The organism is Protofrankia sp. BMG5.30, assembly GCF_001983005.1.
Classification (GTDB): Bacteria; Actinomycetota; Actinomycetes; order Frankiales; family Frankiaceae; genus Protofrankia; species Protofrankia coriariae.
The window spans coordinates 24,719-49,966 of the sequence record NZ_MOME01000047.1 but is presented as its reverse complement, the minus strand read 5'-3'; the positions used below and the strand labels follow the sequence as shown (position 1 = coordinate 49,966).

The window sequence follows — 25,248 nt, the reverse complement described above, 5'->3', positions numbered from 1 at the left end:
CCTTCTTGTCCGATGGCGCGGACGAGGAGGTTGGTCAGGACGGCGCCGGTGGTCTGGTCGGCCATGACGCCTTTCTGGCTGTTTTGGATGGTGAAGCCGTCGAGGTGCCAGTGGTCGGCGTTGTCGAGGTGGACGGCGTAGCCCTTGGTGAGGTCGCCGCCGTCGATGATGGCGTTGTGGGTGCCGCGGATGGTGATGGGGGTGGTGGGGGTGGCGGGGTGGTTGGCGGTGAAGGTGCCGCGGTAGGTGCCGTCGGCGAGGTGGATGAGGTCGCCGGGGCGGGCGCCCGCGAGGGCGGTGGTGAGTTGGTCGGTGGTGGTGACCTCGATGGTGCGCAGGGGGGGTGGGACGGACGGGAGCGCGGCGAGGACCGCGGCCGGCACCGGCGCGGCCGATACGGTGGGCGCCGGCACCGCCCCGCCACCGGTGATGGTGAAGGTGGACTCCACCTCGACGCTGCCGTCGTCCGTGCGGACCCGGGCGGTGAGGGTGTGTTTGCCCGGGCTCGGATTGCCCAGCGGGACGCTGAACGGCGTGTCCCGGTCGTCGAGCACCGTGTCACCGTCGAGGGAGAACTTGACCCGTTCGACCTTGTCCAGGGTGTCCGTGCCCGCGGTCAGGTTGATCTCGGTACCGCCCTGGATGGACTGTCCCTCGAGGGGGCTCGTACCGACGGTGAGAACCCAGCGGCCGAGGGGGCGGGCCGGGGTGGACGCTTCGGCGAGCGCGGTCGGGGGCGTGGCGGCCGCGGCTATCTGGGTGGGCACCGGCCTCCGCCCGCCCCGGGCGAGGAGGATGCCAACGATGATGACAAGCACAAGCCCGGCGGCGCCGATTCCCAGCCACGGCCGGTGCCGTGGGTCCGTCAGCGCACGCAGGTTCAGCCTGCGCCCTTCGGACCGGGTGTCGGTGCTTTCGCCGTGGAGGTCCGTGTCGGTGCGGGTGTGGCCGTCCACGGGTGTGGGCCTCATCCGCTTCTCCTTGCTTTCCGGCGTCCGAGTTCGGTCAGCATCGGAGCATACCCGGATCTTTCTGGGCAATCTGCCAGGCTGTAGGCGCCCAGTTGATCGGACACCGAACTGATCGGACCTGATGGTGTCGGCATGTTTGCCAAGTCTGCGCCTGCGGGCTGTCGCCGATGATGCCGGGTCCGACGCCGGGGCGGCGCCGGCCGGCCGCGCCCGCTGCCGCCCGGCGCCCATGTCCCGAGCCCTGCCCCGAGCCCTGTCATGCGCGTGTGTGGTGGCGGGTCGGGGCGATCCGGCGGGCGGCGGACGCCGCCGTCGAGGCCGGGGCATCATGGTGCCACCGGATGGTGCCACCGGCCGGTCCGTCGGTGTTGGCCGCGGGCCGCCACGGTTCCTTTTCCATTACCGCGAAAACGCTGTTCATTCGGCCCGGGACGGGCTGTGTCATCCCGGCTTTCCAGGCTGGCGGGCCGGGACCACCGGACGCAGGAACGGCCACTGCCGACAAGGCAGCCGCGGCCGGCCGGCCGGCGGGCGAACTGTTCCGGATGGCTTTTCCGGGGCTGTCGCCATACCGTGTGGCCGACCTCGGCCCGGATTTCCCGGACCGGCTGCCGCACGCACTGGACCTGCTGGTCCGCGCGGCGGCCGATCGTACCGGGAAATGATTGTTCCGGGGGCTTTCCGAGCCTTTCCGGAAAGCGGGGTGAGCCGGGAGCCGCCCCGCGCCGGCGGCCCGCGGCGGCCAGCCTCGCGACGGGCTGCCCGCGTACCGGCCGGCGGGGATTCGGGGTACGGGCCAGGGCCGCGCCGCGGGCTTTGCCGGCCCCGCGGCCGACCTCGCCGCGGGTGCGTCACCGCATGGCTGGGCGAAGATCTGACCGTCATCCGTTGTGAAACATAAACGTAACCTGATGTAGGTCTGCCTGCGGATATGCGGCGCCGGCATCCGGGGCCCAGTGCGGGGGCGGGTGCCGCTCGAGGGTGAGCGACTCGCCGACCTGCGTCTGGATGAGCTCGACGAAGGTCGGATCGTGTGCTTAATGTTGCTGGCTGTCACCACGACGTTGATATCGTGCCCCGGGCCCCGGACACACGCTAGAAAGATGTAGTCATGGCCGCTTGCCCGCGTCCAACGCCCATCCGACTCTATAGCTTTGGCGGTGGGCGTCACTTCTGGTTGGTTGGTTATGTGTCAGGTTGTCGCCTCGGGGGATCGCCGGGTAGACGATGGGGAGGCTTGTGTGCGTGAGGTTAAGGTCAAGTTCCACGTGTGGGACCGGGAGGCGCTCTTCCTGAGCCTCAAGGCGCGAGACATCGAGTTGGGTGAGCCGTTCTTTCAGGACGACCAGGCGTACGCCCCTGATCGTTGGACCTTCGAGGACAGTCGGCTGGGGGTGTCCTTCCCGCGGCTGCGTACCATAAACAACCGTCATTTTTTCACATTGAAACAGCCCACGGTCAACGCCCAGGCGTACGTCTCGTTCGAGACCGAGGTCGCCGATCGTGATCAGATGCATCAGGCCATTCTGAACATGGGTTTCTGTCCCACGGTACGGGTGGCCAAGATCCGGCGAACGGCGCGCCTGGGCAACATGTCGCTCTATGTGGACGAACTCGACGGGCTGGGTATGTTCCTGGAGCTCGACTGCCCGGTGCCCGCGCACGAGTCGGCGGTCGCCGTACAGGAGACGTTGAATGCCTTTGTGGCATCCCTGGGAGTTGATGTGACGCGTACCGAGGAAACATGTGACGCGCTGGTGCGGACCGCCCAGTTGCGTGCCGCCTGAGATCCCTTGAGTGCTTTTTCGGATCTGCTGTCCGGGTGGTCCACGCCCAGGCGGTCCCTGGTGCGCGTCGTCGCCCGCATGCCGCCGCCGCCCCTGGCGGACGTCGCGGCCCGGACCGCGACGGCACCGGGACCCCGGCCGGTCGAAACGGTCCCAGTCGGCCGATACCAGTCGAATAGTGCCAGTCGGGCGGCGCCAGCCGTCCGGTACTAGTCGTCCGGTACCAGCCGGCCGGCGCCGGTAGCCCGGTGCCAGTTGTTCGGTGCCAGCCATGTGGTACCAGTTGTCCTGTATTAGCCCCTTTCGGGACTTGTTGCCTGGCCGTTGACAGAGGAGAGTTCGTTTCCTGTTGGCTGGGTGTCCGGATGCGGTTTGGCCTCCCGCCGCACGGTCCGCGTCGGGCTGTGGGCCTCTGGCGACCGCGGCGGCGTGAGCCCGGTGGCGCACGATCRCTGGTATCTGGCCGGGGCGAGGTCGGGTGGTCGCGGCGGCGGGGTGGACGGGCGGCGGCGCGGCCGGGACGGGCCGTGCGCGATCCGCGCCAGCATGAATACGCCAGGTTCATACTGAGGGGGCGGCCACAAAGGTTTCCGGCCGGTTCGGCGCACCCGGTCCCGCCGCTCGCGGATAAAATCTTTCCCGGGTGGCAGGATGCTCGCGCCTGGTAATCATTTGTCGACGTAACCGTGGATTCCGGCCGGAATGGTGACGTGGCGTACCAGCGAGGTGTGAGGTTCTCCACCAGATTTTCCCGCGGATGACGCGGGCAGCCACGGGCGACTACATATGTCACACGACCACATATGACCCGGCTACCCGGGCGATGCAACCGACTACAGACGGGTGGGCCACGGCACATGGTGCAAAGCTGTGCCCGGGCAGATGGCCCGGCCGCGCTTTCACGGGTGTCGGCCACGGCCAGGCGGCCCGGACGGCGGGCCGGCGTGCTGTGCGCCGCTGCTGCCGGTCGTGCCCGAGCGCTCGTCGTCCGCATCGTTCACGCCGTGCTGTCGATCCTGCTCCCGGCGGCGCTGCCCGGCCGGAGCGTCTCTGCCGGCCACGGTGTGCGCCTGGCCCAGCCACGCGGTTCCTCCGTGGTGTCTTCAGCGGCCGGGACTCTCAGGTATGCGATGGCCCGCCGGGGCCCGCCGGGAGCCGTCCACCGGCCGTGAGATGAGCGTTGGCCGGTCCGGCGGTTAGCCCGGCCCGTGGCGGTGTGGCCGTCACGGCGGGGGCCGGCGGCACCACACCCGACAGAGCAGATCGTTTTTCGGGTGCTCGGGGCCGGCACAGCCGCCGCCGGCACGTTGATCCGTCGACGTCGTCTTCCGTCGAGGAGGCTGATCCGACGACCGGATGACGCCGCCACCCACGGCCGCGCCCGCTGCTCGCGTCCGTCTGCCAGCTCACTGTCCATATGCCACGCGCCGGCAGGCTCCTCAATGCCGGCGCTTTCCCTCGATGCCTCCGGGCTGCGCGGTGTGGCGCATCGGTGCGTGCCTGTCACGACCGACACACCGGCCATTCGCGCCCGCCACTGTCACTTCGGCGGATCATGCCGCCGACACGCCCTTCACCATCCAAGGACGGTCCGTGTTGACTACTCTGGGCCCTGAACCCGCCCCACGAGGTGACGCTCCGCGAGGCGACGCCTCACAGGATGACACCCCACGAGATGACGCCTCACGAGATGGCGGCGAGCACCAGCCGCCAGCTGCCGATGGTCCGGTGGCCCGGCGCCAGCCCGGTCAGTTGGAGGCGGCGGTCCTCGCGGTTGTCTGGGCGGCGCGCGCACCGGTGAGCACCGGCGACATCCAGCGGGAGCTGGGTGGGGAACTCGCGCACAGCACCATAGCCACCACGCTCGCCCGCCTCATCGGCAAGGGGCATGTCGAGCGGGTCCGAGTCCGTCGGCTCTGGATGTATCACCCGACCCGGCGCCAGGAGGAACACGCCGCCGCCCAGATGCTCGCGGCACTTCAGCGGGCGGGCGACCCCGACGCGGCACTGGGCCATTTCGCCGCGGCTCTGCCGCCCGGGCAGGCACGCCTGCTGCGCAGGCTGCTGGAGCCCGCGGCCACGGACACCCCTGCGACCACAGATGCTCCCGGAGGCRGGGATCCGGACGCGGGGTGAGGTGACGATCCGAGCACCGGGCGCGGTACCGAGGGGACCGACGGCGATCGTKGCGCGAAATGCGGGATGAGACGGTGCAGGCTGGGACGAGGCAYGGACGGGACGTGGACGGGACACAGCCTCGGGCCTCGGCTCGGCATCTGCCGGGCGGCCTTCCTCACGGGAGCGGCGCGTTCCCACGAGGCGTGCCACAGCCGGCACACAGGCCGCGAAAGATGATCTGTGCCTCGTCCAGGGTGGCGATACCGGCATGGGCACCGGCGTCCGGATGCAGACAAGGGGGTGTGCCGAGGACGCAGGCGATGTCCTGGATCGACCCGCAGGAGCGGCAGACGAAGTGGTGGTGGAAGGTACCGCCCGCTTCGTAGAGGGTCACGCCCGAGCCGACGTCCGCCAGCAGCGCGAGCCCGGCGGTGGTGAGGTCGCGCAGGACGTTGTAGACACTGGCCCGGACAAGATCGTAACCCTGGCCCGTCAGGTGGTTGTGCACCTCGTCGGCACGCCGGTGGCCACCGAGACGTACCAGGGCGTCCAGCACCGCGAGCCGGGGGCCGGTGGCCCGCAGGCCCGCGGTGCGTAGCCGGGCGCTCAGTTCAACTGTGCGCCAAACATCCATGTGTGCTTGTCCAGGGTCGCGGTGAGGCCGATCAGAAGGTCCTGGGATACCGGGTCGAGTTCGTCGAGCTGGTCCACCCGCGTACGGAGGGCGTCGGTGACCTTCCGTAGCCGGTCGGCGATCGCGCGAAGCACGTCGGCGTCACCGATCGGCCCCGCGGGCAGTTCACTCAGCGGTGTCTCCTTGGCCACGGTAGCGCTGCGCCCGTCCGGATGGTAGCCAATGGCCACCGCGCGTTCCGCCACCTCGTCCGCGCCCAGCCGCACGTCGTTGACCAGTGTGTCGAGCTGTTGGTGCACCGGGAGGAAGCGGGGGCCGACGACGTTCCAGTGGRCCTGTTTGCCCTGCTGGGCAAGATCGATGAACTCTACCAGTGTGGCTTGGAGCAGACTACCCACGCGATCAACCTTGTTGATCATATTCGCGTCTCCTCTTCTTTGGACTATGTCCAATCTACCCGCTGTCCGTGATGTGATCACGATGTTTTTCCGGGTGGCCGAAGACGCCGGAGATGCCGTCGCGAAGCGGCGTCGCGGTGTCGCGGGGCCCCGTGCGGGTGAGGGTGTGGCCGTCGGGAGTCGGGACGGTCCACCCGGCCGGGCCCGACCGAGGCGGGCGGGGCGGTCCATACCCCCTCGCGGGCGGGCCGACACCAGGCCGATCGCGACGGCGAGCGCCGTGCGCTCGAGAGGACGAGTGCCGCGTACCCGCGAAAAAGGACCGTCGCGGCGATGGCGAATCCGCCGCCGCCGAGCGCGTTCGACGTCACCGACAGTGGTGGTGTGACTCGTGCGCGCCGGTTCTGGGTGGGAAAGGGATGGCTTTGGCGGGTAGGGGGCCTGGGCGGTTGTGCCGCCGTCGGCCCGTCGGGTATCGGATCAGCGCTGGTGATGGGCGTCCCCGCGGGTCTCATGCCTGGCCTGGCTTGACGAGATGTGGTTGAGCCGCGTTCTCAAATACAGGCAAATGATTGTCATGTTTCTGTCCAGTTGGCCCGCATGGTCGACCGTCGAAGCCACCTGGAAGTCCGGTGTGACAGGGAAGGCGATCTGGTTGTCTTCGGCTGTCCGGGTGACGCCGCGGGCCCGCTGTATCCCGTCATTCCGTGGATTTGAGGTCGTTGCGGATGACGTCGACAACAGCGACCAATGGGGCGCTCGTGCCTGGTGGATGTCACTGGACAGGGCCGCTGAACAGGGCATTCGTCAGTACGGTGCGGTATCCGGGCCGGGGTGCGGCCTCCGGTGGTGGCCGTTGTCCCCCACGGTTGTCTTCCGTGGTCTGAAGGCGGGCGTTCACCGCCGAGAGGGCTCGGGCTGGCGGACGGAAAGGCCCCGGGGCATCCGCCGGACAGTGGTCAGTCAGATCCGCTGCGGTTGCACGCCCGGGCATCGGAAGCCCGTCGATGTGGGTACGTCGATTGTGTGTCACACGGTGTTGTCCAGGGGCCTCTCCGGGGGCTCCCGTCCGCGCGCTCCCTGCCCGCCGGCTTGTCCGATTGCTCACGAAGAGTGACGATCGAATCGTCTTCGTTCGGTCAGATCTTTCGCCGTCGGTAGTACTCGACGATCCACGCGTCGATGTCGCGCTTGCGCCAGACCCGGGTCCCTTTGGAGCCCTCGGTCGGCGCGTTGACAACCTGCAGGGGAGGAGGGAACTGCGGGTCTTTGCGCGTCCAGTAGTCAACCGCCTGGCGCGTGATCTTCAGTTGGAACGCTATGTCCCCGATGCCAACCAATCGCTCACCGTCGTCCACGCGGAACATCGTAGCCTCTTTGCTAACCGTCAAGGTTGCCGCTATGGTTTGTTTTGCTAAACAGCAAATACTTTGGGAGGACGTCGATGGTGACACCGGTGACCCGTCGTGCCGGCGTTCGAGCGATGCTCGACCGCGACGAAGCATATGATCAAGATCCGAAAGGGGAGCCTCCGATCTCGGTACCCCGGTACCGCCGGGCCCTGCGGGCAGCGATCGATGTCGGCCCCGAGCTCGTGGCAGAGCAGGGAATGCCCAGGTCAGGAGCGGAAGCCAAGGCATACTCGGCAGGCGTGCGCGACGCGCTGGACACGGTTGTGGGCGCTATCGCACAGGAAATCGAGTATGTCCCGGCCACGAGCCCCTCGGCCGACGAGCCCCCGCGGACCGAGAGGTGACCGGTACGACACCCCAGGAGCGGGGCATGCGTGCTCAGGAGGAAGGCCGGCTGGCACCGGACGGGCCGGGCGGGCCGGACAGGCCGGACAGGCTTGTCGGACGCTTCCAGCAGGTCGGATGCTTCCAGCAGGGAGGAGGAGCGCTCGTGTGGGACGGGGAACGGTCCGACGACGACCGTGACATCGGTTGGGGTGACGATCAGGACTGGTTGGAGGAGGAGCCGGACGCCGACCTCGAGCGGTTGCGTGCCGAGCGCCCCCCGCACCACATCGAACGGGACGTCCGCTGACGTGYGCGAGGACGGGACCAAGACGTCGCTGCGCGCACGCCTGCTCGCGGCGCGAGCAGGTCGCATCACCGGTACGGACCACCCCGTCGCCGTAGGGGCGACCGAGACGGACGGCGCCGCGACGACGGCTCGGCGGATTCTCGATCTCCCGGAGGTCGCCTCGGCCCGCTGGGTGGCGGCCTATGCGAGCCTGCCCGGTGAGCCCGAGACCGGTCGTCTGCTCAGACGGCTCAGGGGGCGAGGGATACGGGTGCTGCTGCCCTCCATGCGGCCCGATCTTGATCTGGATTTCCGGGAGTACACGGGCGCGCTGATCGCCGGCGCGTTCGGTACCCGTGAGCCGCCTCTCGGTGCGGCCATCTTCGAACTCGTCCAGGCAGATGTGATCRTTGTCCCGGCGCTGGCGGTCGACGTGCACGGCCGCCGGCTCGGTCGTGGCGGGGGGTCCTACGACCGGGCGTTGCGCCGGGCGAGGCCGGACGCCCTGATCGTGGCTGTCGTGCACGACAACGAGCTGGTTGATCGTGTTCCCACCGAGGCGCATGACGTCGCCGTTCATGTCGTTGTCACACCAAGAGTCACGCTGCGTTGCGGAACGTCCGATGGTKCACAGGATTCATACTCGCGGTGACGTTGTGGGTGCGTGATGTTGTTCGTGTCACTCCACCGGGCAGAGATCGAAGATCATGTTTTTGCCGGCGGAGCTCGCGGGCCGACTCGGAGAAGGGTGTCCGGAGCGTAGGGCGCCGGGCCGTTCGCGGCTGTCAGGGTGCTCTTGGAACGCGCGAGGTGTGTCTCGGGTTAGAGTTAGCAGTCGTCGAAGTCGAGTGCTAACTCCGGGGAGGAGTCCGTGCCGCGCTACGAGTACCGCTGCACCGCATGCGATCGTGACCTCGAGGTTGTGCAGAGTTTCAATGACGCGGCGCTGACCGAGTGCCCCACCTGCAGCGGCAGACTGCGCCGGGTGTTCAGTTCGGTCGGGGTCGTGTTCAAGGGCTCCGGTTTCTACAAGACCGACAGCCGGTCCGGCGGTAGCAGCGGCGTCCGGGACAGGGCGAAGGACAAGACCGGCAAGGATGCCGGCGCTGGTACGTCGGGCAAGGAGGCAGTGGGTGCTGGTGCCGCTGCCGGCGGTTCGACGGAGGGCTCGTCGAGCACGTCCAGCTCTTCGACCTCCACGAACTCGTCGTCATCCCCGTCGTCCACGTCATCTACGGGATCGTCCACTTCGGGTACCGCCGCGGCCTGAGCCCCGGCTGCCACGATGTACGTCTTCGTGCATCACACGTCCACCGTCATGGCCTGATATTCACAGGCCATGACGGTGGACGGCACTTGGCCGCGAGTTGTCCACAGCGCGCGGTCGAGCGATGACGCCGGTTCGCCGGACGGCTAACGTGATCTTCGTTCTGTCGAACGATGATCACGGAGGTCACGATGTCGCTCGTCGAACGCCGGGTGGCCCGTTCCGGGTATACGCGTGCCTGGCGAATCGCGGTCGGCGCACGACGTCGGGTGCTGGCGGCCGTTCTTGCCGCTTCGGCCATGCTCTTTGCCGTCGCGGCGGCGCGCCCGGCACGGCCGCCGTCCCCGACGCCGGTGGTGGTCGCGGCTGCTGATCTGGCCGGTGGGGCCACCATGGCGGCGACCGACGTCCGGATGGTGTCGTTGCCGACGGATGTCGTACCGGCCGGCGCCGTACGCAGCCCGCAGGATGCGGTCGGACGTACACTGACGGCCGCGGTCCGGCAGGGCGAACCGATCACCGATGCGCGCGTCCTCGGCCCCGGGCTGATCACGCGGAGGCAGGCGGCGGCTGGCCTGGTGGCCGCACCGGTCCGTATCACGGACGCCGGTTCGGTCCTGTTCCTGCGTGTCGGTGACCATGTGAACGTGCTCGCGGCTGCCACCGACGTCGGTGGCATGTCGCTACCACAGCCGCGGGACGGGGCAGCATCCGTGGGCCAGCCCGCGGGCCAGTCCACGGATCACGCCGGGCCCGCCGATATCGAGGGGTCGGTGACGCCGCCGGCGGAGGTCCCGCGCGCGAAGGTCCCGCGCGCGGAGGTGGTTGCCTCGGACGTCGTCGTTCTCGCGCTTCCCGGAATCGGGGAAACCGCGCAACGCGGTCTCGGTACGGAAGAAGGCGCACTGGTCATCGTTGCCGCGACCGCCGGGGTGGCCGCGGCGCTCGCGGGCGCGGCAGTGCACGCCAGGCTGTCGGTGACCGTGCTGGGCGAGACGTCCGTGGCCGTTACATCGTGATTGCTAAGTTGTGATCGTTACGTCGTGATTGCTACGTTGTGGTTGGTGCATCGTGACTGGATCCGTGGACGCCGGCATCCACCCGTGTCCGTCCATCCCGTGCGTCCGTTCGCCCCGCACGCCGGGGCCAGCCTGTCCGATCAGCTGGTTGCGCACTGTCCAGTCGCACTCCCGCGCAGCCCCTCCGCTGTGGTGGCCGGTCGTCGATGCCCGCGGTTCGTTACGCTAAGAAGTCAAGACAAAACGGAAAGTTTTAACCCGGTGTACGGGCTTCGGGCTGTGCGTGCTTGTATCGGGCTTGTCGGCCGAGCGGACTTTGGCCGTCCCCGGCACGGGACTGTTCACAGCGACTGATCCGTGCCACTGGTAACTGGGCTGCGACGAGGCAGCTCAGACACACGCAGGAGGGAACGACGATGGGTGTCTCCATCGACGATGGTGCCTGTGGCACGTGGCAGYGTGTGCCCGAGGAGGTCATCGGCCGGTTCGACGGCCTTCCGGGCGCGGCGTACGAAGTACCGGACGAGGTCACGTGCGCCCTGGAGAGCGGGCACCCCGACAAACACATGGCCGTTCTCCAGGGCTGGGGGAATCGGGAAGCGTGGCTGGTCTGGAGCACACCCGCGACGGTCACCGCCCCTGGATGCCGCGCCGAGGGCCTGACCTGCCTGCTGTCGGCGGGACACGCCGGCCGACATCATGTGATCATGGCGGACGTGGTGGAGGACGAGGGCCCCTACTGGTGCGACAGCCGTGCCGACCTTGAAATGCAGCGTGCGCGTACCTGAAGGCCGGCCAGCATGGATCGCCGTCCTCACCCGTGGTCGGCGGCTGCGTCTGCGCCGTCCGCGCTGAAGATCAGGACGACGTCGGTGTCGCTGGCGAAGTCGACAAGACGGGCACTGGCGGGCAGCCCGCCGAGCAGCCAGGAAAGATCGAAAACGGTGGTTCCTTCGCAGACCGTGACGGCATGCTCGTGCGACGTGGCGTTGTCCGGGTGTGGGCGTGGCGGGTCGTCGCTCGCTGTCCGTAGCTGATCRCCGGGTTCGCGGGCAGCGCGCGCGGCGGCGGTGAGGGCTTCGGCAAGGCGGTGGGCCTCCGGCGCCGCCAGGTAGGTGGCGTGGTCGGTGTCGGGCAGCGATGGCCGGATGCGGAGCAGGATCGCTGCCGGCCCGATGCCGGCGCCGGGCTGGACGCCGATGCTGATCTGAGTGCCGTCGGCCCGGCTGACGAGGGTGGACACTCGGTCGTTCCCCGATCGGGACTGTGCTGCTGCGTTGGTCATGCGACCAGCGTCGTTGGTGATGGTTGTCGGATCCATCCCGTTAGGCGGGGAGTTTTACTGGTTTGTCTGGTTTGGGAATGATATATTCGCCTGCTGGGAAGCCGTCTGTCGCCAGTGGCCCGTCCAGGGGTGGGCCGTTCGTCGAGCTGGTCGGAGGGCCGGTCACTGAGCCGGCCACGGTTGGCTGCGGAGAGCCATGGTTGTTCGTAGTGGTTGTCCGCAAGGGGCCGTGGTTGTTCGTAAGGAGACAGTGTGGGTTTTCGCGGTTCGGGGTAGAGCCGGGGTTGTCACGTCCGATCAGGGGCGGACAGCGACGCGGGAGCGCACCGGCCAGCTCTCGCACCGCTGGGAACGTCCGGTCGGTGCGGGAGCCATGTATCCCAGCGTTCGTGTCGAGGTGAGCGGCCGGCAGGCCGTGGTCGTCCGTCCCATCGGTGACGTCGACTACTCTTCGCTGGAACCTCTGCGCGAAGCGCTGCTGGACGCGCGGATCGCCGGGGCCAGGGACATCGTCGTGGACCTTGCCGAGGTCAGCTTCATGGACTCGCAGGGTCTCGCTGTGATTCTTTTTGCGCACCAGCGCCAGCGTTCCGTCGGTGGTCGCCTCATCCTGCGCAGCCCCAGCGAGGAGATCACTCGGTTGCTGTGCGTCACCAATGTTGCCCATGTCATCGACGTCGAGAGCGGGAACAGCCAGCGTGACCCCGCTGTTCCGCGTGCCGGGGGAGAGGCTCCCCGACGTTCCCAGTGGCGCGGACAGCGCGGATAGGATCGTGGGCGCGCGGCTCGGCGCATCCCGCGGTCCCAACGTAGACGGCCGGGCACACCACAGAACGTCTCGGCGTCCAGTCCCGGTGGCAGGGCTGTCCCACCGTCGGTGGTGACCGGCCGTCCGCGCCACCGTCGCCGACATTTCTCCGGCCTCGCCCGGCAAACGCCGGCGGTCGTCGGTGCGGACAGCGGACGGACAGCAGGCGGACAGCGGACATCAATGGGCCAGGGGAGGTCCATATCGCCGGACGGCCGGGGTCGCTGTGGCACGGGCGCGTCCATGCCGGTCGGGGGGCGTACCACCGTGACCTCCGTGGCCACTTTTTTCGATCCCGGATGTGTTCTGATCAGTGTTCGTTTCGTGTCCGCTTCCATTCATCTTTCGTTCATGCTGAATCGCTTCGATTCTCGCCGGCACCCCAGTCCGGGGGCGGACGGAGCAGCGCTGTTGCGCTGAAGTCGAAGGGTCGCTTTGTGAACATAGGGAAGCGTCGGGTTGCGGTCGTGGGCCTTGCGATGTCGGCGGTGCTGGGGGCGGCCRCCTGTGGTTCCGACAACGAGGAGGTGACGCCGCCGGGAGGTGGCGGCACCACGTCCGCGATCTCCTGCGCGACAGGGTCGATCACCGCGTCGGGCTCCTCGGCGCAGAAGAACGCGATAGACGAGTGGGTGAAGAAGTACCAGCAGGCATGCGCCGGTGCGTCGATCAACTACCAGTCGGTCGGCTCCGCCGCGGGCAGGCAGGCGTTCATCGACGGYCAGACGGCGTTCGCCGGCTCGGATTCGGCGATCAGCGGTGACCSGGCGGCCAACGCGGCCAAGCGCTGCACCGGCGGCCAGCTCGTCGACCTGCCCGTGGTCGCAGGGCCGGTCGCGGTTATCTACAACCTCGCCGAGGTGAAGGATCTGCAGCTCAGTGCCCCGGCGCTGGCGAAGATCTACACTGGTGTGGTCACCAGGTGGAACGACCCCGTGATCGCGGCCGACAACCCCGGGGTCTCCCTGCCGGACAAGGCGATCGTCTCGGTGCACCGTTCCGACGGCTCGGGTACCACGGACAACTTCACCAAGTATCTCGGTGGTGTCGCCAAGGCCGACTGGACGCACGGATCCGGCTCCGACTGGAAGGCTCCGGGCGGCCAGGGCTCCAAGGGCAGTGACGGGGTGACCCAGACCGTCAAGTCGACCGCCGGTGCCATCGGCTACGTCGAGCTGTCCTACGCGGAGAACGCCGCCCTGTCGACAGCAAAGATCAAAAATGGTGCCGGTGAGTACGTCGCGATCAGCACGCAGGCCGCGTCCAAGGGCCTGGGCACAGCCAAGATCGCCGAAGGTAACGACCTGAAACTGACCTTCGACTACACCGCGACGACGTCCGGCGCGTACCCGATCTACCWGGTCACCTACGAGATCACCTGCACCAAGGGTCTGCCCGCGGACCAGGCCGCGCTGGTGAAGTCCTTCCTGGCCTACACCTCCTCCCCGGACGGTCAGACCGCTATCGCCGATCTCGGTTACGCTCCGCTCCCGAGCGAGCTCGCGGCCAGAGTGAACTCGGTTGTAGCGACAATTTCATGATCCTGAAACGGCGATCAGGTACCCAGTCCGGTACCCACAAGTCCTGACCGGACGATCCATCGCTGTGCCCGCCCGCCGCGTGAGGCGGGCGGGCACACTGCCTGACACAACCTGTTGAGAGGCATGATGAGCAGTGAGCCGGACGGCCCCCGGAAAGGCTCGTCGAGAAACGACACCACCGTGGCCGCGGCGAAGTCCGCCAGCAGCAGTGACGGCGCCCGGGTCAAACCCGCGGACGCCCTGTTCAAGAATCTGACCCGGTCTGCCGGTCTCGGCCTTCTCGCGCTCATCGCCGCGATCGCGGCCTTCCTGGTGCTGGAGGCGACGGACGCTCTCAGCGCCAACACCGGCAACTTCCTGACCACCACGGAGTGGTTCCCGAACGGCTCGCCGCCGGTCTTCGGGGTCGCGGCCCTGCTGTTCGGCACGCTGCTCACAGCCGTAATAGCGATGGTCATCGCCGTGCCGGTGGCGGTCGGCATCGCGCTGTTCATCACGGTGTACGCGCCTCGCCGGCTCGCGACCCCGCTGGCGTTCGTCGTGGACCTGCTCGCCGCCGTCCCCAGCGTCATCTTCGGGCTGTGGGGCCTGATCGTGCTCGTCCCACGGATGGAGGGCGTCCAGAAGTTCCTCACCGACTATTTCGGCTGGATTCCGCTGTTCGCCACCGACAACGGCGTTGTCGGACGCTCGATCTTCGTCGCGTCGGTCGTCCTGGCCATCATGATTCTGCCGATCGTCGCAGCCCTCTCCCGGGAGGTCTTCCTCCAGGTGCCGACCGCGCACCGGGAGGCCGCTCTCGCTCTCGGCGCGACCCGGTGGGAAATGATCCGTACAGCGGTGCTTCCGTATGGCCGGCCGGGAGTCATCAGCGCGTCGATGCTCGGGCTCGGGCGCGCGATGGGGGAGACGATCGCGGTCGCCCTGGTGCTGCCCGCGTCCTTCGACATCTCCTGGCAGGTCCTGTCGCCGGCCGGCAACACCATCGCCGCGAACGTGGCGAACGGCTTCGCCGAGGCCAACGACGTCGGTCGCGGGGCGCTCATCGCCTCCGGTCTCGTCCTGTTCGTCGTCACCATGATCGTCAATATGATCGCCCGGGCCATCATCGCCCGCCGACGTGAATTCTCGGGTGCCGCCGCATGAGTACATCGACTGCCACCGTGGCCGCCGCCCCCGGTGGCCTGAACCTGGTCGGCCGACAACTGCCGCGGGCGGCGTTCCCCGCGATCGGCGCCGGTGCCGTCGCCGTCACCGTCGTGCTGTACGTGCTGGCCCCGATAACGAGCCGGATCCAGTTCGTGCTGATCGCCGGGGCGCTTTACCTGATCGGCCAGACGGTGGCGTCGATCGCCGTCGAGGGCTCCCGGCGGGCCACCGACCGAGGCGTCACCACCCTGGTGTATCTCGCCTTCCTGCTCGCGGTCATCCCGCTGGTCGCGGTGCTGGCGAGCGTGATCTCCAAGGGCGCGCAACGTGTCGACGTCGATTTCCTCACCCACTCCATGCGGAACATCGGGGCGCGTGACGCCGGTGGCGGCATCTACCACGCCCTGATCGGGACCCTGGAGCAGATCGCCCTGGCCAGCCTTTTCGCCGTCCCGTTCAGCCTGCTGGTAGCGATCTACCTGGTCGAGTACGGCCGGGGACGGATCAGCCGGACCATCAGTTTCTTCGTGGACGTGCTGACCGGCCTGCCCTCGGTCATCGYCGGCCTGTTCATCCTGGCGTTCTACATCCTCGCGCTCGAGCGGAAGCCGACCGGTTTCGCCGGTGCGCTCGCCCTGACGATCCTGATGATCCCCGTTGTCGTGCGCTCCGCCGAGGAGATGCTCAAACTCGTCCCGAACGATCTTCGGGAGGCCAGCTACGCGCTCGGTGTCAGCCGGTGGCGCACGATCGTCAAGGTCGTGATCCCGACCGCGCTGCCGGGAATCATCACCGGGGTGATGCTCGCGGTGGCCAGGGTCGCCGGTGAGACCGCGCCGCTGCTGCTCACCATCTTCGGGACCGACTCCATCAACTTCAACCCGTTCTCCGGCCCRCAGTCGGCGCTGCCGCTGTACATCTACTCGCAGGCCGGCCAGCCCCAGCAGGTCGCCATCGACCGGGCCTGGGGCGCCGCGCTGACGCTCATCGTCCTGGTGATGCTGCTCAACGCGGCCGCGCGGCTGGTCGCCCGGCTGACCAGGGTCCGGTGATGCCCTCCTCTCCCGCGTCCCCTGCCCCGTTCATGTCGTCCGCACCGTCCACACCGTCCGTCGAACGACCGAAGCGCGAGAAGCCGAGGTAACCCATGGCCACCCGTATCGACGTCTCCGGGCTGACCGCCTACTACGGAAAGTTCAAGGCCGTCTCCGACATCCACTTCAGTATCGAGCCGAAGAGCGTCACCGCTTTCATCGGACCGTCCGGCTGCGGCAAGTCCACGGTGCTGCGCACGCTCAACCGCATGCACGAGGTGCTGCCCGCGGCCCGGGTCGAGGGCCGGGTGCTCCTCGACGGCGAGGACCTCTACGGGCCGGGGGTCGACCCGGTGAACGTGCGCCGCGCCGTCGGGATGGTCTTCCAGCGGCCGAACCCCTTCCCCACGATGTCCATCTACGACAACGTCGTCGCCGGCCTGCGGCTCAACGGCGTCCGCAAGAAGTCGCTGCTCGACGAAAGGGTCGAGGAGTCGCTGCGTGGCGCGAACCTGTGGGAGGAGGTCAAGGACCGGCTCGGCCGGCCCGGCGCGGGCCTGTCCGGCGGCCAGCAGCAGCGCCTGTGCATCGCCCGGGYCATCGCCGTCGAACCGCAGGTACTGCTCATGGACGAGCCGTGCTCCGCCCTCGATCCGATCTCCACCCTGGCCATCGAGGACCTGATCAGCAAGCTCAAGTCGAGCTACACGATCGTCATAGTGACCCACAACATGCAGCAGGCCGCCCGGGTCAGCGACACCACGGCGTTCTTCACCCTGGACCGGACCGGCGATCCCGGCCGGCTGGTGGAGATGGACCGGACCGAGAAGATCTTCTCCAATCCGACGGAGAAGCGTACGGAGGAGTACATCACCGGACGCTTCGGCTGAGCCGGTCCTGTCGTGTCCGTGAGCCACTGTGGAGCCATCACGATTCCTCGGATGCGTCTTGTGCGGCCATCTGATGACGGGTCCGGGCCGGTGGGGCGGCACCGTCCGGCCGACGAGCCCATGACGTCCGGTTCGCCGCGTCCACCGGTGCCGGTGCCGGTATCGGGCCCGCTGCTACCCGGTCCGGTGCTGTCACCGGGCCCGGCGGCGCTGACAGGCCCGGTGAGGTCGGGCCTGTCAGCGCCGCCGGGCCCGACGCTGCTGGTCGCCGACGCCGCCGCGGACACCGAATTGCTCACTGCCCTCGCCGACGAGGGCATGGGGGTCAGCGTCGCCCCCGACGGCGCCCGGGCGCTGCTGGAGATCGGCCGTCTCGCGCCGGCGGTGGTGCTGATCTCCGCCCGGCTGCCGATCGTGGACGGGGTGACGGTCATACGGACCGTCCGTACCCGGGACGACATGCCGATCCTGCTCGGGGTCGGCCCGCAGGACCGGCGACAGGCCGCGGCGGGGCTCGCGGCCGGCGCGAGCGCCTGTGTCGCCAAGCCCTACCGGGTCAACGAGGTGCTGGCGCTGGCCCGGTCCATGTGGGGAAGCGACCTGGAGCGCGCCTGGCCCACGGTGCTGCGAGCCGGAGCGATCACACTGAATCTCGCCGCCTACGACGTGTGGGTGGACGGTATTCCGGTGCGGCTGCCGCCGCGGGAGTTCAGGCTCCTGCGGATCCTGCTGGAGCAGGCCGGATCCGTGGTCACCCACCAGACGCTGCTCGAGCGTGTCTGGGGCACGAGCAGCCACGAGACGAACACGCTCGCCGTGCACATCCGCCGGTTGCGCGGCCGCCTGGGGGACACGGGGAAGCCGGGAAAGCCCCGGCTGATCGAGAGCGTCCGCGGAGTGGGCTACCGTCTCCGGCTCGCGGACAGCCCGACGCCCGGCCCCTGATCCTGATGCCCGGCTCCACCCGGCGGCCGTGGGCCGGCGGGACGTCACGTGGCTGGCGGGGACTAGGCCGCCGGCCGCGTGACCGGATGGCGAGCGTGATCATGCGCCCGTCGGCTGGGCGGATCAGGGCCGGTCGGAGCCGGACTCGGGCTGGACCCTGGGCCTGCGCAGGTAGGAGATGTCGCAGCGGTAACGGCTGAAGCCGAGGGTCTCGTAGAGACGTACTGCCGGGCGGTTGGTGTCGTCGACGTAGAGCATCACCGTGGCCAGGCCACGGTCGCGCAGGTGGTGGAGGCCGATCAGGGTCAGTACCCGGCCGAGCCCGCGTCCGGCGGCGGTGGGCGCGACCCCGACGACGTACACCTCGCCGATGCCCGCCTCCACCTTCGTCCAGTGGAAGCCGACGAGCTGGCCCGCCGCTTCGGCGAGGAAGAAGCCCGCCGGGTCGAACCACGGCTCGGCCTCGCGCAGCCGGAGATCCTCCACCGTCCAGCGTCCCTGTTCCGGGTGGGTCGCGAAGGCGGCGCTGTTGACCACCACCCACGCGTCCTCGTCCTGCCCTGGGACGAAGGTCCGGATGGCCACCCCGGGTGGCGGCGTCACGTCCGGAAGAGGGGGGACATCGGGACCGGAGAAGTGGCCAGGGCGGGGGCCGGGAGGGTGACCGACGGGGTTGTCGGGGTGCGCCGTCCCACGCTCGTCGGGGGAGCCCGGGGTGGGCAGCGGGCGGCGCATCTGCCACAGCACCCGCTGCCGGGCGAAGCCGTACCTGTCTGCCAGGGTCGCCGCCGCGGGTGTGTCGCCGTGCGCCCAGACGTGCAGGTCCGCGCCGGCCTGGTCGGCGGCCGTGGTCAGGGCGGCCAGCAGGTGCCCGCCGACACCCTGACGGCGGTGGGCGGGGTGCACGACGACCTCCGCCTGCCAGTCGTGGTCGTCAGGGGCGGCCAGATGGGCGTATCCGGCGATCGTTCCCGCGTCTGTTCCCGCGTCGTGGTCCCGGGCGGTCCCCGCGTCGTTCCGGGAGGCCGCCGCCTCGCCGTCCTGGGAGGCTGCGCTGGCCGGGACGTCCGCGGGCGCCGCGGGGCTCGGAACGGTGACGATCAGGTRCTGCGCGGCGGTCAGCGGCTGCGTCGTCAGCCGTAACGCGGCGTCGTCGGACAGCGGGCCGACTCCGTCGGTCTCCGCGGCCGCGGCTACCAGGTGCCGCAGGTCGTCCACTGTTCGGGGAGCCAGGTGCCGCGTCCAGCGCAGTTTCATTCCCGCGACATTATGGTGTTCCGTACCGACTTTCATCCGGGCGGGCCTGACGTGGCCGGAGATTTCCCGGTTCGGTCACGAATCTTTCTTGATCACATCGCTGGCCGGATATCGGACGATGCCGTGGCGGCGGGAGCCCCGGCGCGCGAACACCTGCTGGTCACAGCGTCAGACGGGCGTGTCGTGCCCGTCCGGAGATGACACCGTACGTTTTCTCGCGCCGAGGTTCCCGCCATGTCGCGAAACGGCCCGGAGGTCCGGGTAAAGCGACATGACCGGTCCGGCGGACCCGGACTCCGGCTGGAACCACCCGGACCCTGACGGGCACTACACGCGTTCGGGAGTACGTATTACTTCCCGACTGTCGGAGCCGGACACCGCCTCGCCGCCGGGAAGCGGGGCGATCGGAGGAGCGACGAACTTGTAACCGACGTGCCGCACGGTGCCGATCATCGATTCGTGCTCCGGGYCGAGCTTGGCCCGCAGGCGACGCACGTGGACGTCGACGGTCCGGGTGCCACCGTAGTAGTCGTAACCCCAGACCTCCTGCAGGAGTTGGGCGCGGGTGAAGACCCGGCCCGGGTGCTGCGCGAGGTACTTCAGCAGCTCGAACTCCTTGAAGGTGAGCTCAAGCGGACGGCCACGCAGCTTGGCCGAGTAGGTGGTCTCGTCCACCGACAGGTCGCCGGAGCGGATGACACCGGCTTCGGCGGTGCCACCGGCGGCCGCCACCCGGCCGATCGCGAGCCGCAGCCGCGCCTCGACCTCGGCCGGCCCGGCGCTGTCGAGCACGACGTCGTCGACGCCCCAGTCGGCCGACACAGCGGCCAGCCCACCTTCGGTGACAAGGGCAAGCAGCGCGGTGGTGAGCCCGGTCGTGCGCAGCAGGCGGCACAGGCCACGGGCGACAACCAGTTCCCGGCGCCCGTCCACCACCACGACATCCACCGGGGGAGCGTCGAGGAGGGCGCTGGCCTCAAGCGGAGCGACACGAACGGTGTGGGTCAGGAGCCCGAGCGAGGGAAAGGACTCCGCGGACGGTCCGGGGGCGTTGGTGAGCAACAGGACGACGCTCAAGTTGACTCCTCCAGGGTTCGGTTGCGATGTTGGGGCAGCGTCGACCCACGGATACGTTGCGGTCGGTTCGCGTTCCACGGCCGTCATGGGCGCGAAACGAAGACCGGCCTGTGGGGAGGATAGCGGAGTGTCGTACTCCACTCCTACCGCATGAGGAGTTCTCCCCGCTGTGGGCGCTGAGATTCTCGCCACGGTCCATCGTTACCGTGATCGTTCCGTAACCAGCCAAGATTTTGATCTTGACAGGGTCGCCGCTCGTGGCTTTTCCGGATTTCGTGACAAGCTCCCGGTAGAGGTCGGCGCCGACACCCTCGGGCGTTGCGTCGACGCGCTCGCGGCCGGCCAGCGCGACCCTGGCCGGCCCTGGATCKGACGCGCTCTCGGTGACCACGACGCCCCTCGGGAGGTCGGGGATGCCGGGGCGGACAACAGCGGGAGGATGGGTCGATGGCCCGCGTGACGGTCCACTACTGGGCCGCTGCCCGGCACGCGGCCGGCGTGCCCGAGGAGCGGCAGGACGCCGAGACCCTTGCCCACCTGCTGGCAACCGTGGCGAAACGCCACCCGGGCACCCTCGCGGAACTGCTGACCCGCTGCGCGTTCCTGGTGGACGACCTGCCGGTCGGTCACCGTGACCATGCCGATGTGACGCTCACGGACGGCGCTGTCGTGGAGGTGCTGCCGCCGTTCGCCGGCGGGTGAGCCGTCCTGCCCCGAGGCCGCCCCGCTCGGTGTGGCCTCGGGATGGCCACGGCCACGAGGAGCCACGAGGAGTCGCGAGGAGCCGAGGGGAGTTCCGGCCGGCGTCGGAGTGTGGCGGTGATACCCGTCTGGGCGTCCACCTGGGTGTTTCACCCGGTTCGTCGCTGTCGTCCACGGCCGTCCACGACAGCCGTGGGAATATGGGGGCGTGTGCGCCCGCGGAGGCAGGACGGCCCTCAGGACGAAGCCGGCCGGCACGCCGGCGGACAGCCCCCCGCGGCGACCGGACGGCCTCCGCACGGCCCTCGTCGGCTTCTGCGTCGCCGTCGCCACTGTCGTACCGGTGCTCGCCGCGGCCGTGGGGCGGCTTCCGCTCGCCGCCGTCATTGCCGTCGAAGGGGTCCTGCTCGGCCGGGCCTGGGTGCGTGCGCTCGGAGCGTCGACCGGGACGCTCGCGATCGTGCTGGTGGCGGCGCTGGCCGCGGACGCCACCGCCGCGCTGACCGATTCCGACGGGATCGGGAACCTGGCCGGGGTCATCGGTCCCGCCGTGGTGGCGGTCATCCTCGTCCAGTTGACCAGACGGCGCGGGCGGGCGGAGGCCGCCGGCGCTCCGCCGCGGGCCGGGCTGCCCGCGGTGGCCCGGGTCCGGCAGTGGAGTGATCATGTTCTTTCCGTGACGCCGGTCGGGCGGCTGCTCGGGGCGGGCGGGCCGCGGGCCGCTGCCCGCCGTCACGGTTCCCCCGCGGGACGGTCGGCGACGGTCACGGTCGACATGGCCGCGGGCCTGAGCGGGGTGGTCCTGGTCGCTCTGCTGGCCGGCTGTCTGAACGTGGCCGCCATCCGGACGCCGGACGGCCGGGTGGTCGGCCCCACGGTGCTGGCCGCCGGTCTGCTGGGCGCGGGTACGGCCGTTCTCGTCACACGGCTGTGTGCCGTGAGGCTGCGCGCGGGGGCGTCCGCCGGACCCGTGGGAGCGGTGGGACTCGCCGGGCGGGGCAGCGTTCGCCCTGGTCGGCGGGCCGGCGGGCCGGCCGTCGCACTGGCTGTCGTGCCAGCCRTCGGGCTTGCCGCGGGTATCGGCGCGGGTGCTCTCCTCGGCGGGTTCGCGGACGATTCGGCGGCCTGGGAGGCGGCGCTGATCGCGGCTGCCGCTGCCGTGGCGGCGGTTGTCGCCGACCGTGCCGTCGCCCGCGCGGCCACCGGGATCCGCACCGAGCCGGTGGCCGGGCCAGGCGGCGCGGCGGTGCCCGCCGGCGTCCCCGGGCAGGTGCCCCACCATGACGGCCACCCCGCTGGATGGCCGCTGGTAGCGATCCTCCCGCTGGCCGCGGCCGCCGCGTTCGTGTATGCGGTGGGCCACCTGCTGCTGGGATGACCGACACCCGACGCGCAGCCCAGGCCGTGCCGAAAGGATCCGGACCGCGGTGAAACAGTCCAGCCGGTGTTGGGGTAAGCGGGCTGGGGGAGTGTGGGTGGGCGGGAAGATGTGGATGGGCGGGGGCGCTGGTCAGTGGTGTGACCGGTTTGTGGGTGCTGGTGGCCGCTGTTGGATGTGCCGTCGGGTTGGCGGTGCTCGTCCGGCTGCGGGACGGGCGGTTTCGGGTGGCCCCTCCGGGCCCGCCGGCGCCTGCGGTGGTGCTCGRCAGGGCCGCGGCGGATGCCACCGGGGCTGCTCCGGCCCGGCCGGTCGGTAACGACGTGAGCGCCGGCAGCGACGGGAAAAACAACAACGTGAAAAGCAAGGTGACGGACGGCGACGAAGCGCCGGCCCACCATGACGGGACTCGTCCCGACGATGCAGGTCCGGACGGTGCAGGTCCGGACGAGGCAGGTTCGCTGCCCGCGGTGGACGCCGAACTCGTCGCGCTCGGGGTGACTCCCGGGACGCGGGCCACGCTGGTGCAGTTCTCCACCGCGTTCTGCGCGCCCTGCCGGGCGACCCGGCGGATTCTCGCGGACGTCGCCGGCAGCGTCCCGGGCGTGCGGCATGTGGAGGTCGATGCCGAATCCCATCTTGAACTGGTCAGACGGCTGCGGATCCGGCGCACGCCGACCGTCCTGGTCCTTGACTCGCGGGCCCGTGAGGTCTGTCGGGCCAGTGGTGCCCCACCAGGGCGGGCGGCTGTTCTCGCGGCGCTGGAGCTGGCGGTTGGTGGGTCGCGCGGGCGGGATCCGGGGGCGCCGCCGGACAGTACCATGATCGATTTGTCCGATCGACCCGATTGGCCGTYGGATCAATAACACATCCGTCATGTTCGCTGCTACGGTCAGGGGGTTATGTTCTCCACCGAGCTCGTCCGGCGCCGCACGGTCGATCTGTGCCGTGTGCGTAGCTCGCTGTGTCCATTTTCCTGAACCGTGCGTTGATGCCGTCCGCCGTCGGCGGGCCTGCCCGTCAGGAGATGAGCTCGTGGTCGACCCAAGAGGTCCCAGGTTCAGCGCGGCTGTCACCAGCGTCGTCCTCGCGGTCGTGTTGCTGACCGCGAATGGCTGGTTGCTCCTCGCGCAGACCGTGGTATTTCTGACAGGTGCGGTGATCGGCGTCCGTCGTGCTCCGTACGGGGTGCTGTACCGGACGCTGGTTCAGCCTCGGCTGGGGCCGCCGGCCGAGCTGGAGGACGACCAGCCACCGCGTTTCGCGCAGGCGGTCGGGGCGGTGTTCGGCGTGCTGGGTACGGTCGGCTTTCTCGCCGACGTCCCCGCGTTGGGGTACGTGGCCACGGCGTTCGCGTTTGTCGCGGCGTTCCTGAATGCCACGATCGGTTTTTGCCTCGGTTGCCAGATATATCTCGTCGTACGTTCTGTGAAAGGAGCGCAAGCATGAGTCGCGCCAACGCGCTTGTCGATGCCGCCTGGGTCGAGGCACATCTGAACGATCCCAAGGTTGTCCTGGTCGAGGTCGACGAGGATGTCTCCGCATACGACAAGGGGCACATCCGCGGCGCGGTCCGGCTCGACTGGAAGTCGGAGCTGCAGGACCCGGTGATCCGTGACTTCGTCAACAAGGAGCAGTTCGAGAAGCTGCTGTCCGGCAAGGGCATCTCGAACGACGAGACCGTCGTTCTCTACGGTGGCAACAACAACTGGTTCGCCGCCTACGCCTACTGGTATTTCAAGCTCTACGGGCACGCCGAGGTCCGGCTGCTCGACGGTGGCCGGAAGAAGTGGGAGCTCGACAGCCGTGAGCTGACCGAGGAGCTCCCGAACCGGCCGGCGACCCAGTACGTCGCCAAGGACGCCCGCACCGACATTCGGGCCTTCCGGGACGAGGTCGTCTCCGCGATCGGCTCGAGGAACCTTGTCGACGTCCGTTCGCCCGACGAGTTCGCCGGCCGGCTGCTCGCCCCGGCCCACCTTCCCCAGGAGYAGTCGCAGCGCGCCGGGCACATCCCCACCGCGAAGAACATCCCCTGGGCGAAGGCCGCGAACGAGGACGGCACCTTCAAGTCGAACGAGGAGCTGACCGCCCTGTACGCGGAGGCCGGGGTGGACCTGAGCCAGGACACCATCGCCTACTGCCGCATCGGCGAGCGCTCGGCCCACACCTGGTTCGCCCTGCACGAGCTGCTGGACCTGCCGAACGTCAAGAACTACGACGGGTCCTGGACCGAGTACGGTTCACTGGTCGGCGTCCCGATCGAGAAGGACGCATAGGACCGTGTGTGGCGCGACCCGTGGCGGACCCTCGCTGGAAGGAATTGACGTGGCAAAGGAAACTGTCATCCAGGGCGTCGTACTGAAGGACGGTTCGCCGGTCGCTTCAGGTTATGCCCGCCTGCTCGACGAGGGTGGCGACTTCACCGCCGAGGTTCCGCTGTCGGCGACCGGGCAGTTCCGTTTCTTCGCCCGGCCGGGCTCGTGGACCGTCCGGGCACTCGTCCCGGGAGCGTCCGGCGAGCGGAAGGTCGTCGCCCGCCAGGGCGAGCCCGTCGACGCCGAGATCGAGGTCGCGGCATAGGGAGCCCCTTGAGACGGGTATCCCGGGACCGGGCCGGATAGTTCCGGTCGGTTCCAGGTGGGCCTTTTCGGGGGTCCGGAGAACTTCCGGGCATCCTGAAAAGGCCCATCTTCGTGTTTTGTGGGGGCTGTCCCGGCGCGGGGCGGATTTCGTGGGGCTCAGGAACTGCCGGCCCGGGGCGCGGGAACACCGTGGTACACGGGTGCCACCCGAGTGGGCACGGCAAACGACRTCGGGCCGACGGAGTAGTTGTGCAGATCGTTGTCGGTCGCGAACAGCGCGGCGGAGCTCCGGTCCGGAAATGGTGCGACGACGCGCCGGACTGTCCGCTGCGCGGTGCCGTCGAACTGGACAACTGCGTACAGAACCTCGGGTTCGTG

29 protein-coding genes are annotated in these 25,248 nt (G+C 69.2%); 22 read left to right on the top strand and 7 right to left on the bottom strand.

The features are described from left to right. On the bottom strand, positions 1-971 hold a 971-nt coding region (locus BL254_RS21320), incomplete at its 3' end, for an Ig-like domain-containing protein (RefSeq protein WP_254858370.1). 341 nt (positions 972-1,312) lie between these two features. On the opposite strand from BL254_RS21320, the gene BL254_RS21315 reads away from it, so the two are divergent. The 3 genes from BL254_RS21315 (at position 1,313) to BL254_RS27410 (ending at position 4,894) form a co-directional block, all read left to right on the top strand. Beyond that, positions 1,313-1,636: a hypothetical protein gene (locus BL254_RS21315; protein WP_217699340.1), complete on the top strand. Its 324-nt coding sequence runs from the start codon at positions 1,313-1,315 to the stop codon at positions 1,634-1,636. Positions 1,637-2,212: 576 nt separating this feature from the next. Beyond that, positions 2,213-2,758, top strand: coding sequence for a class IV adenylate cyclase (locus tag BL254_RS21310; protein WP_047224191.1), 546 nt, complete (start codon positions 2,213-2,215; stop codon positions 2,756-2,758). 1,728 nt (positions 2,759-4,486) lie between these two features. Then, positions 4,487-4,894, top strand: a complete 408-nt coding sequence (locus tag BL254_RS27410; RefSeq protein ID WP_076844781.1) for a BlaI/MecI/CopY family transcriptional regulator — start codon at positions 4,487-4,489, stop codon at positions 4,892-4,894. 157 nt (positions 4,895-5,051) lie between these two features. Here the strand turns inward: BL254_RS27410 and BL254_RS21300 are convergent, their stop codons facing one another. The 3 genes from BL254_RS21300 to BL254_RS21290 form a co-directional block, all read right to left on the bottom strand. Beyond that, positions 5,052-5,510 (bottom strand): Fur family transcriptional regulator, encoded by a 459-nt coding sequence (locus BL254_RS21300; protein WP_013875256.1) that lies wholly within the window; start codon positions 5,508-5,510, stop codon positions 5,052-5,054. Then, positions 5,483-5,929, bottom strand: a complete 447-nt coding sequence (locus tag BL254_RS21295; RefSeq protein WP_076844779.1) for a Dps family protein — start codon at positions 5,927-5,929, stop codon at positions 5,483-5,485. The genes BL254_RS21300 and BL254_RS21295 overlap by 28 nt, the downstream gene beginning before the upstream one ends. Positions 5,930-7,047: 1,118 nt before the next feature. Further along, the gene (locus BL254_RS21290; protein WP_013875254.1) at positions 7,048-7,275 is read right to left on the bottom strand and encodes a hypothetical protein; all 228 of its coding nucleotides are present in this window, start codon (positions 7,273-7,275) and stop codon (positions 7,048-7,050) included. A gap of 77 nt (positions 7,276-7,352) precedes the next feature. On the opposite strand from BL254_RS21290, the gene BL254_RS21285 reads away from it, so the two are divergent. From BL254_RS21285 to BL254_RS21260, 6 genes are all read left to right on the top strand, one after another. Continuing rightward, entirely contained in the window at positions 7,353-7,664 is a 312-nt protein-coding gene (locus tag BL254_RS21285; RefSeq protein ID WP_047224194.1) for a hypothetical protein, read from the top strand. Between the two features lie 26 nt (positions 7,665-7,690). Continuing rightward, positions 7,691-7,954 (top strand): hypothetical protein, encoded by a 264-nt coding sequence (locus tag BL254_RS21280; RefSeq protein WP_139342435.1) that lies wholly within the window; start codon positions 7,691-7,693, stop codon positions 7,952-7,954. 1 nt (position 7,955) lies between these two features. Next, positions 7,956-8,585, top strand: coding sequence for a 5-formyltetrahydrofolate cyclo-ligase (locus tag BL254_RS21275; protein ID WP_254858359.1), 630 nt, complete (start codon positions 7,956-7,958; stop codon positions 8,583-8,585). 219 nt (positions 8,586-8,804) lie between these two features. Next, a complete protein-coding gene (locus BL254_RS21270) occupies positions 8,805-9,203 on the top strand; it encodes an FmdB family zinc ribbon protein (RefSeq protein ID WP_076844775.1) in 399 nt (132 codons plus the stop codon). Between the two features lie 188 nt (positions 9,204-9,391). Continuing rightward, positions 9,392-10,219, top strand: coding sequence for an SAF domain-containing protein (locus BL254_RS21265; protein WP_076844794.1), 828 nt, complete (start codon positions 9,392-9,394; stop codon positions 10,217-10,219). 416 nt (positions 10,220-10,635) lie between these two features. Next, on the top strand, positions 10,636-11,007 hold the full coding sequence (locus BL254_RS21260) for a hypothetical protein (protein ID WP_076844773.1): 372 nt from the start codon (positions 10,636-10,638) through the stop codon (positions 11,005-11,007). 26 nt (positions 11,008-11,033) lie between these two features. On the opposite strand, the gene BL254_RS21255 is transcribed toward BL254_RS21260, so the two are convergent. Further along, positions 11,034-11,504: a hypothetical protein gene (locus tag BL254_RS21255; RefSeq protein ID WP_076844771.1), complete on the bottom strand. Its 471-nt coding sequence runs from the start codon at positions 11,502-11,504 to the stop codon at positions 11,034-11,036. A gap of 373 nt (positions 11,505-11,877) precedes the next feature. Here BL254_RS21255 and BL254_RS21250 point away from each other — a divergent pair, with 373 nt between their 5' ends. From BL254_RS21250 to BL254_RS21225, 6 genes are all read left to right on the top strand, one after another. Next, on the top strand, positions 11,878-12,273 hold the full coding sequence (locus tag BL254_RS21250) for an STAS domain-containing protein (RefSeq protein WP_047224199.1): 396 nt from the start codon (positions 11,878-11,880) through the stop codon (positions 12,271-12,273). A gap of 476 nt (positions 12,274-12,749) precedes the next feature. Beyond that, positions 12,750-13,853, top strand: coding sequence for a phosphate ABC transporter substrate-binding protein PstS (gene pstS / locus BL254_RS21245; RefSeq protein ID WP_076844769.1), 1,104 nt, complete (start codon positions 12,750-12,752; stop codon positions 13,851-13,853). A 126-nt stretch (positions 13,854-13,979) separates the two neighbouring features. Continuing rightward, positions 13,980-14,999: a phosphate ABC transporter permease subunit PstC gene (gene pstC, locus BL254_RS21240; RefSeq protein ID WP_047224222.1), complete on the top strand. Its 1,020-nt coding sequence runs from the start codon at positions 13,980-13,982 to the stop codon at positions 14,997-14,999. After that, complete coding sequence (pstA, locus tag BL254_RS21235; protein WP_076844767.1) at positions 14,996-16,054, top strand: phosphate ABC transporter permease PstA; 1,059 nt, start codon at positions 14,996-14,998, stop codon at positions 16,052-16,054. The genes pstC and pstA overlap by 4 nt, the downstream gene beginning before the upstream one ends. 95 nt (positions 16,055-16,149) lie before the next feature. Further along, positions 16,150-16,926, top strand: a complete 777-nt coding sequence (gene pstB / locus BL254_RS21230) for a phosphate ABC transporter ATP-binding protein PstB (RefSeq protein ID WP_076844765.1) — start codon at positions 16,150-16,152, stop codon at positions 16,924-16,926. Positions 16,927-17,046: 120 nt separating this feature from the next. Then, the gene (locus BL254_RS21225) at positions 17,047-17,871 is read left to right on the top strand and encodes a response regulator transcription factor (RefSeq protein WP_235433693.1); all 825 of its coding nucleotides are present in this window, start codon (positions 17,047-17,049) and stop codon (positions 17,869-17,871) included. 123 nt (positions 17,872-17,994) lie between these two features. Here BL254_RS21225 and mshD read toward each other — a convergent pair whose 3' ends face one another. Next, positions 17,995-19,164 carry a mycothiol synthase gene (mshD, locus tag BL254_RS21220; protein ID WP_254858357.1) on the bottom strand — a complete coding sequence of 390 codons (1,170 nt, stop codon included), beginning with the start codon at positions 19,162-19,164 and terminating at the stop codon, positions 17,995-17,997. Between the two features lie 291 nt (positions 19,165-19,455). Then, positions 19,456-20,205: a response regulator transcription factor gene (locus BL254_RS21215; RefSeq protein WP_076844761.1), complete on the bottom strand. Its 750-nt coding sequence runs from the start codon at positions 20,203-20,205 to the stop codon at positions 19,456-19,458. Positions 20,206-20,374: 169 nt separating this feature from the next. Here BL254_RS21215 and BL254_RS26480 point away from each other — a divergent pair, with 169 nt between their 5' ends. The 7 genes from BL254_RS26480 to BL254_RS21185 all read left to right on the top strand — a co-directional run bounded on the left by BL254_RS26480 (position 20,375) and on the right by BL254_RS21185 (position 24,868). Beyond that, positions 20,375-20,665: a hypothetical protein gene (locus BL254_RS26480; protein WP_139342434.1), complete on the top strand. Its 291-nt coding sequence runs from the start codon at positions 20,375-20,377 to the stop codon at positions 20,663-20,665. Beyond that, on the top strand, positions 20,653-20,907 hold the full coding sequence (locus BL254_RS21210) for a MoaD/ThiS family protein (RefSeq protein ID WP_047224203.1): 255 nt from the start codon (positions 20,653-20,655) through the stop codon (positions 20,905-20,907). Before BL254_RS26480 ends, BL254_RS21210 begins: the two co-directional genes overlap by 13 nt. Before the next feature lie 208 nt (positions 20,908-21,115). Next, positions 21,116-22,285, top strand: a complete 1,170-nt coding sequence (locus BL254_RS21205; RefSeq protein ID WP_076844759.1) for a hypothetical protein — start codon at positions 21,116-21,118, stop codon at positions 22,283-22,285. Between the two features lie 140 nt (positions 22,286-22,425). Next, positions 22,426-23,151 carry a thioredoxin family protein gene (locus tag BL254_RS25395; RefSeq protein ID WP_083731281.1) on the top strand — a complete coding sequence of 242 codons (726 nt, stop codon included), beginning with the start codon at positions 22,426-22,428 and terminating at the stop codon, positions 23,149-23,151. 169 nt (positions 23,152-23,320) lie between these two features. Then, positions 23,321-23,734, top strand: a complete 414-nt coding sequence (locus tag BL254_RS21195; protein WP_047224206.1) for a DUF4395 domain-containing protein — start codon at positions 23,321-23,323, stop codon at positions 23,732-23,734. Then, positions 23,731-24,564: a sulfurtransferase gene (locus BL254_RS21190; RefSeq protein WP_076844757.1), complete on the top strand. Its 834-nt coding sequence runs from the start codon at positions 23,731-23,733 to the stop codon at positions 24,562-24,564. Before BL254_RS21195 ends, BL254_RS21190 begins: the two co-directional genes overlap by 4 nt. A gap of 4 nt (positions 24,565-24,568) precedes the next feature. Continuing rightward, on the top strand, positions 24,569-24,868 hold the full coding sequence (locus tag BL254_RS21185) for a DUF1416 domain-containing protein (RefSeq protein ID WP_013875232.1): 300 nt from the start codon (positions 24,569-24,571) through the stop codon (positions 24,866-24,868). Positions 24,869-25,248 lie beyond the last annotated feature (380 nt).

Excerpts from the sequence above, each read along its gene's own strand:
- BL254_RS21315 (WP_217699340.1), top strand. The coding sequence starts at position 1,313 with ATGGTGCCACCGGCCGGTCCGTCGGTGTTGGCCGCGGGCCGCCACGGT.
- BL254_RS21300 (WP_013875256.1), bottom strand. The coding sequence starts at position 5,510 with ATGGATGTTTGGCGCACAGTTGAACTGAGCGCCCGGCTACGCACCGCG.
- BL254_RS21290 (WP_013875254.1), bottom strand. The coding sequence starts at position 7,275 with ATGTTCCGCGTGGACGACGGTGAGCGATTGGTTGGCATCGGGGACATA.
- BL254_RS21285 (WP_047224194.1), top strand. The coding sequence starts at position 7,353 with ATGGTGACACCGGTGACCCGTCGTGCCGGCGTTCGAGCGATGCTCGAC.
- BL254_RS21280 (WP_139342435.1), top strand. The coding sequence starts at position 7,691 with ATGCGTGCTCAGGAGGAAGGCCGGCTGGCACCGGACGGGCCGGGCGGG.
- BL254_RS21265 (WP_076844794.1), top strand. The coding sequence starts at position 9,392 with ATGTCGCTCGTCGAACGCCGGGTGGCCCGTTCCGGGTATACGCGTGCC.
- BL254_RS21250 (WP_047224199.1), top strand. The coding sequence starts at position 11,878 with ATGTATCCCAGCGTTCGTGTCGAGGTGAGCGGCCGGCAGGCCGTGGTC.
- pstC (WP_047224222.1), top strand. The coding sequence starts at position 13,980 with ATGAGCAGTGAGCCGGACGGCCCCCGGAAAGGCTCGTCGAGAAACGAC.
- BL254_RS21225 (WP_235433693.1), top strand. The coding sequence starts at position 17,047 with ATGACGTCCGGTTCGCCGCGTCCACCGGTGCCGGTGCCGGTATCGGGC.
- BL254_RS21210 (WP_047224203.1), top strand. The coding sequence starts at position 20,653 with ATGGCCCGCGTGACGGTCCACTACTGGGCCGCTGCCCGGCACGCGGCC.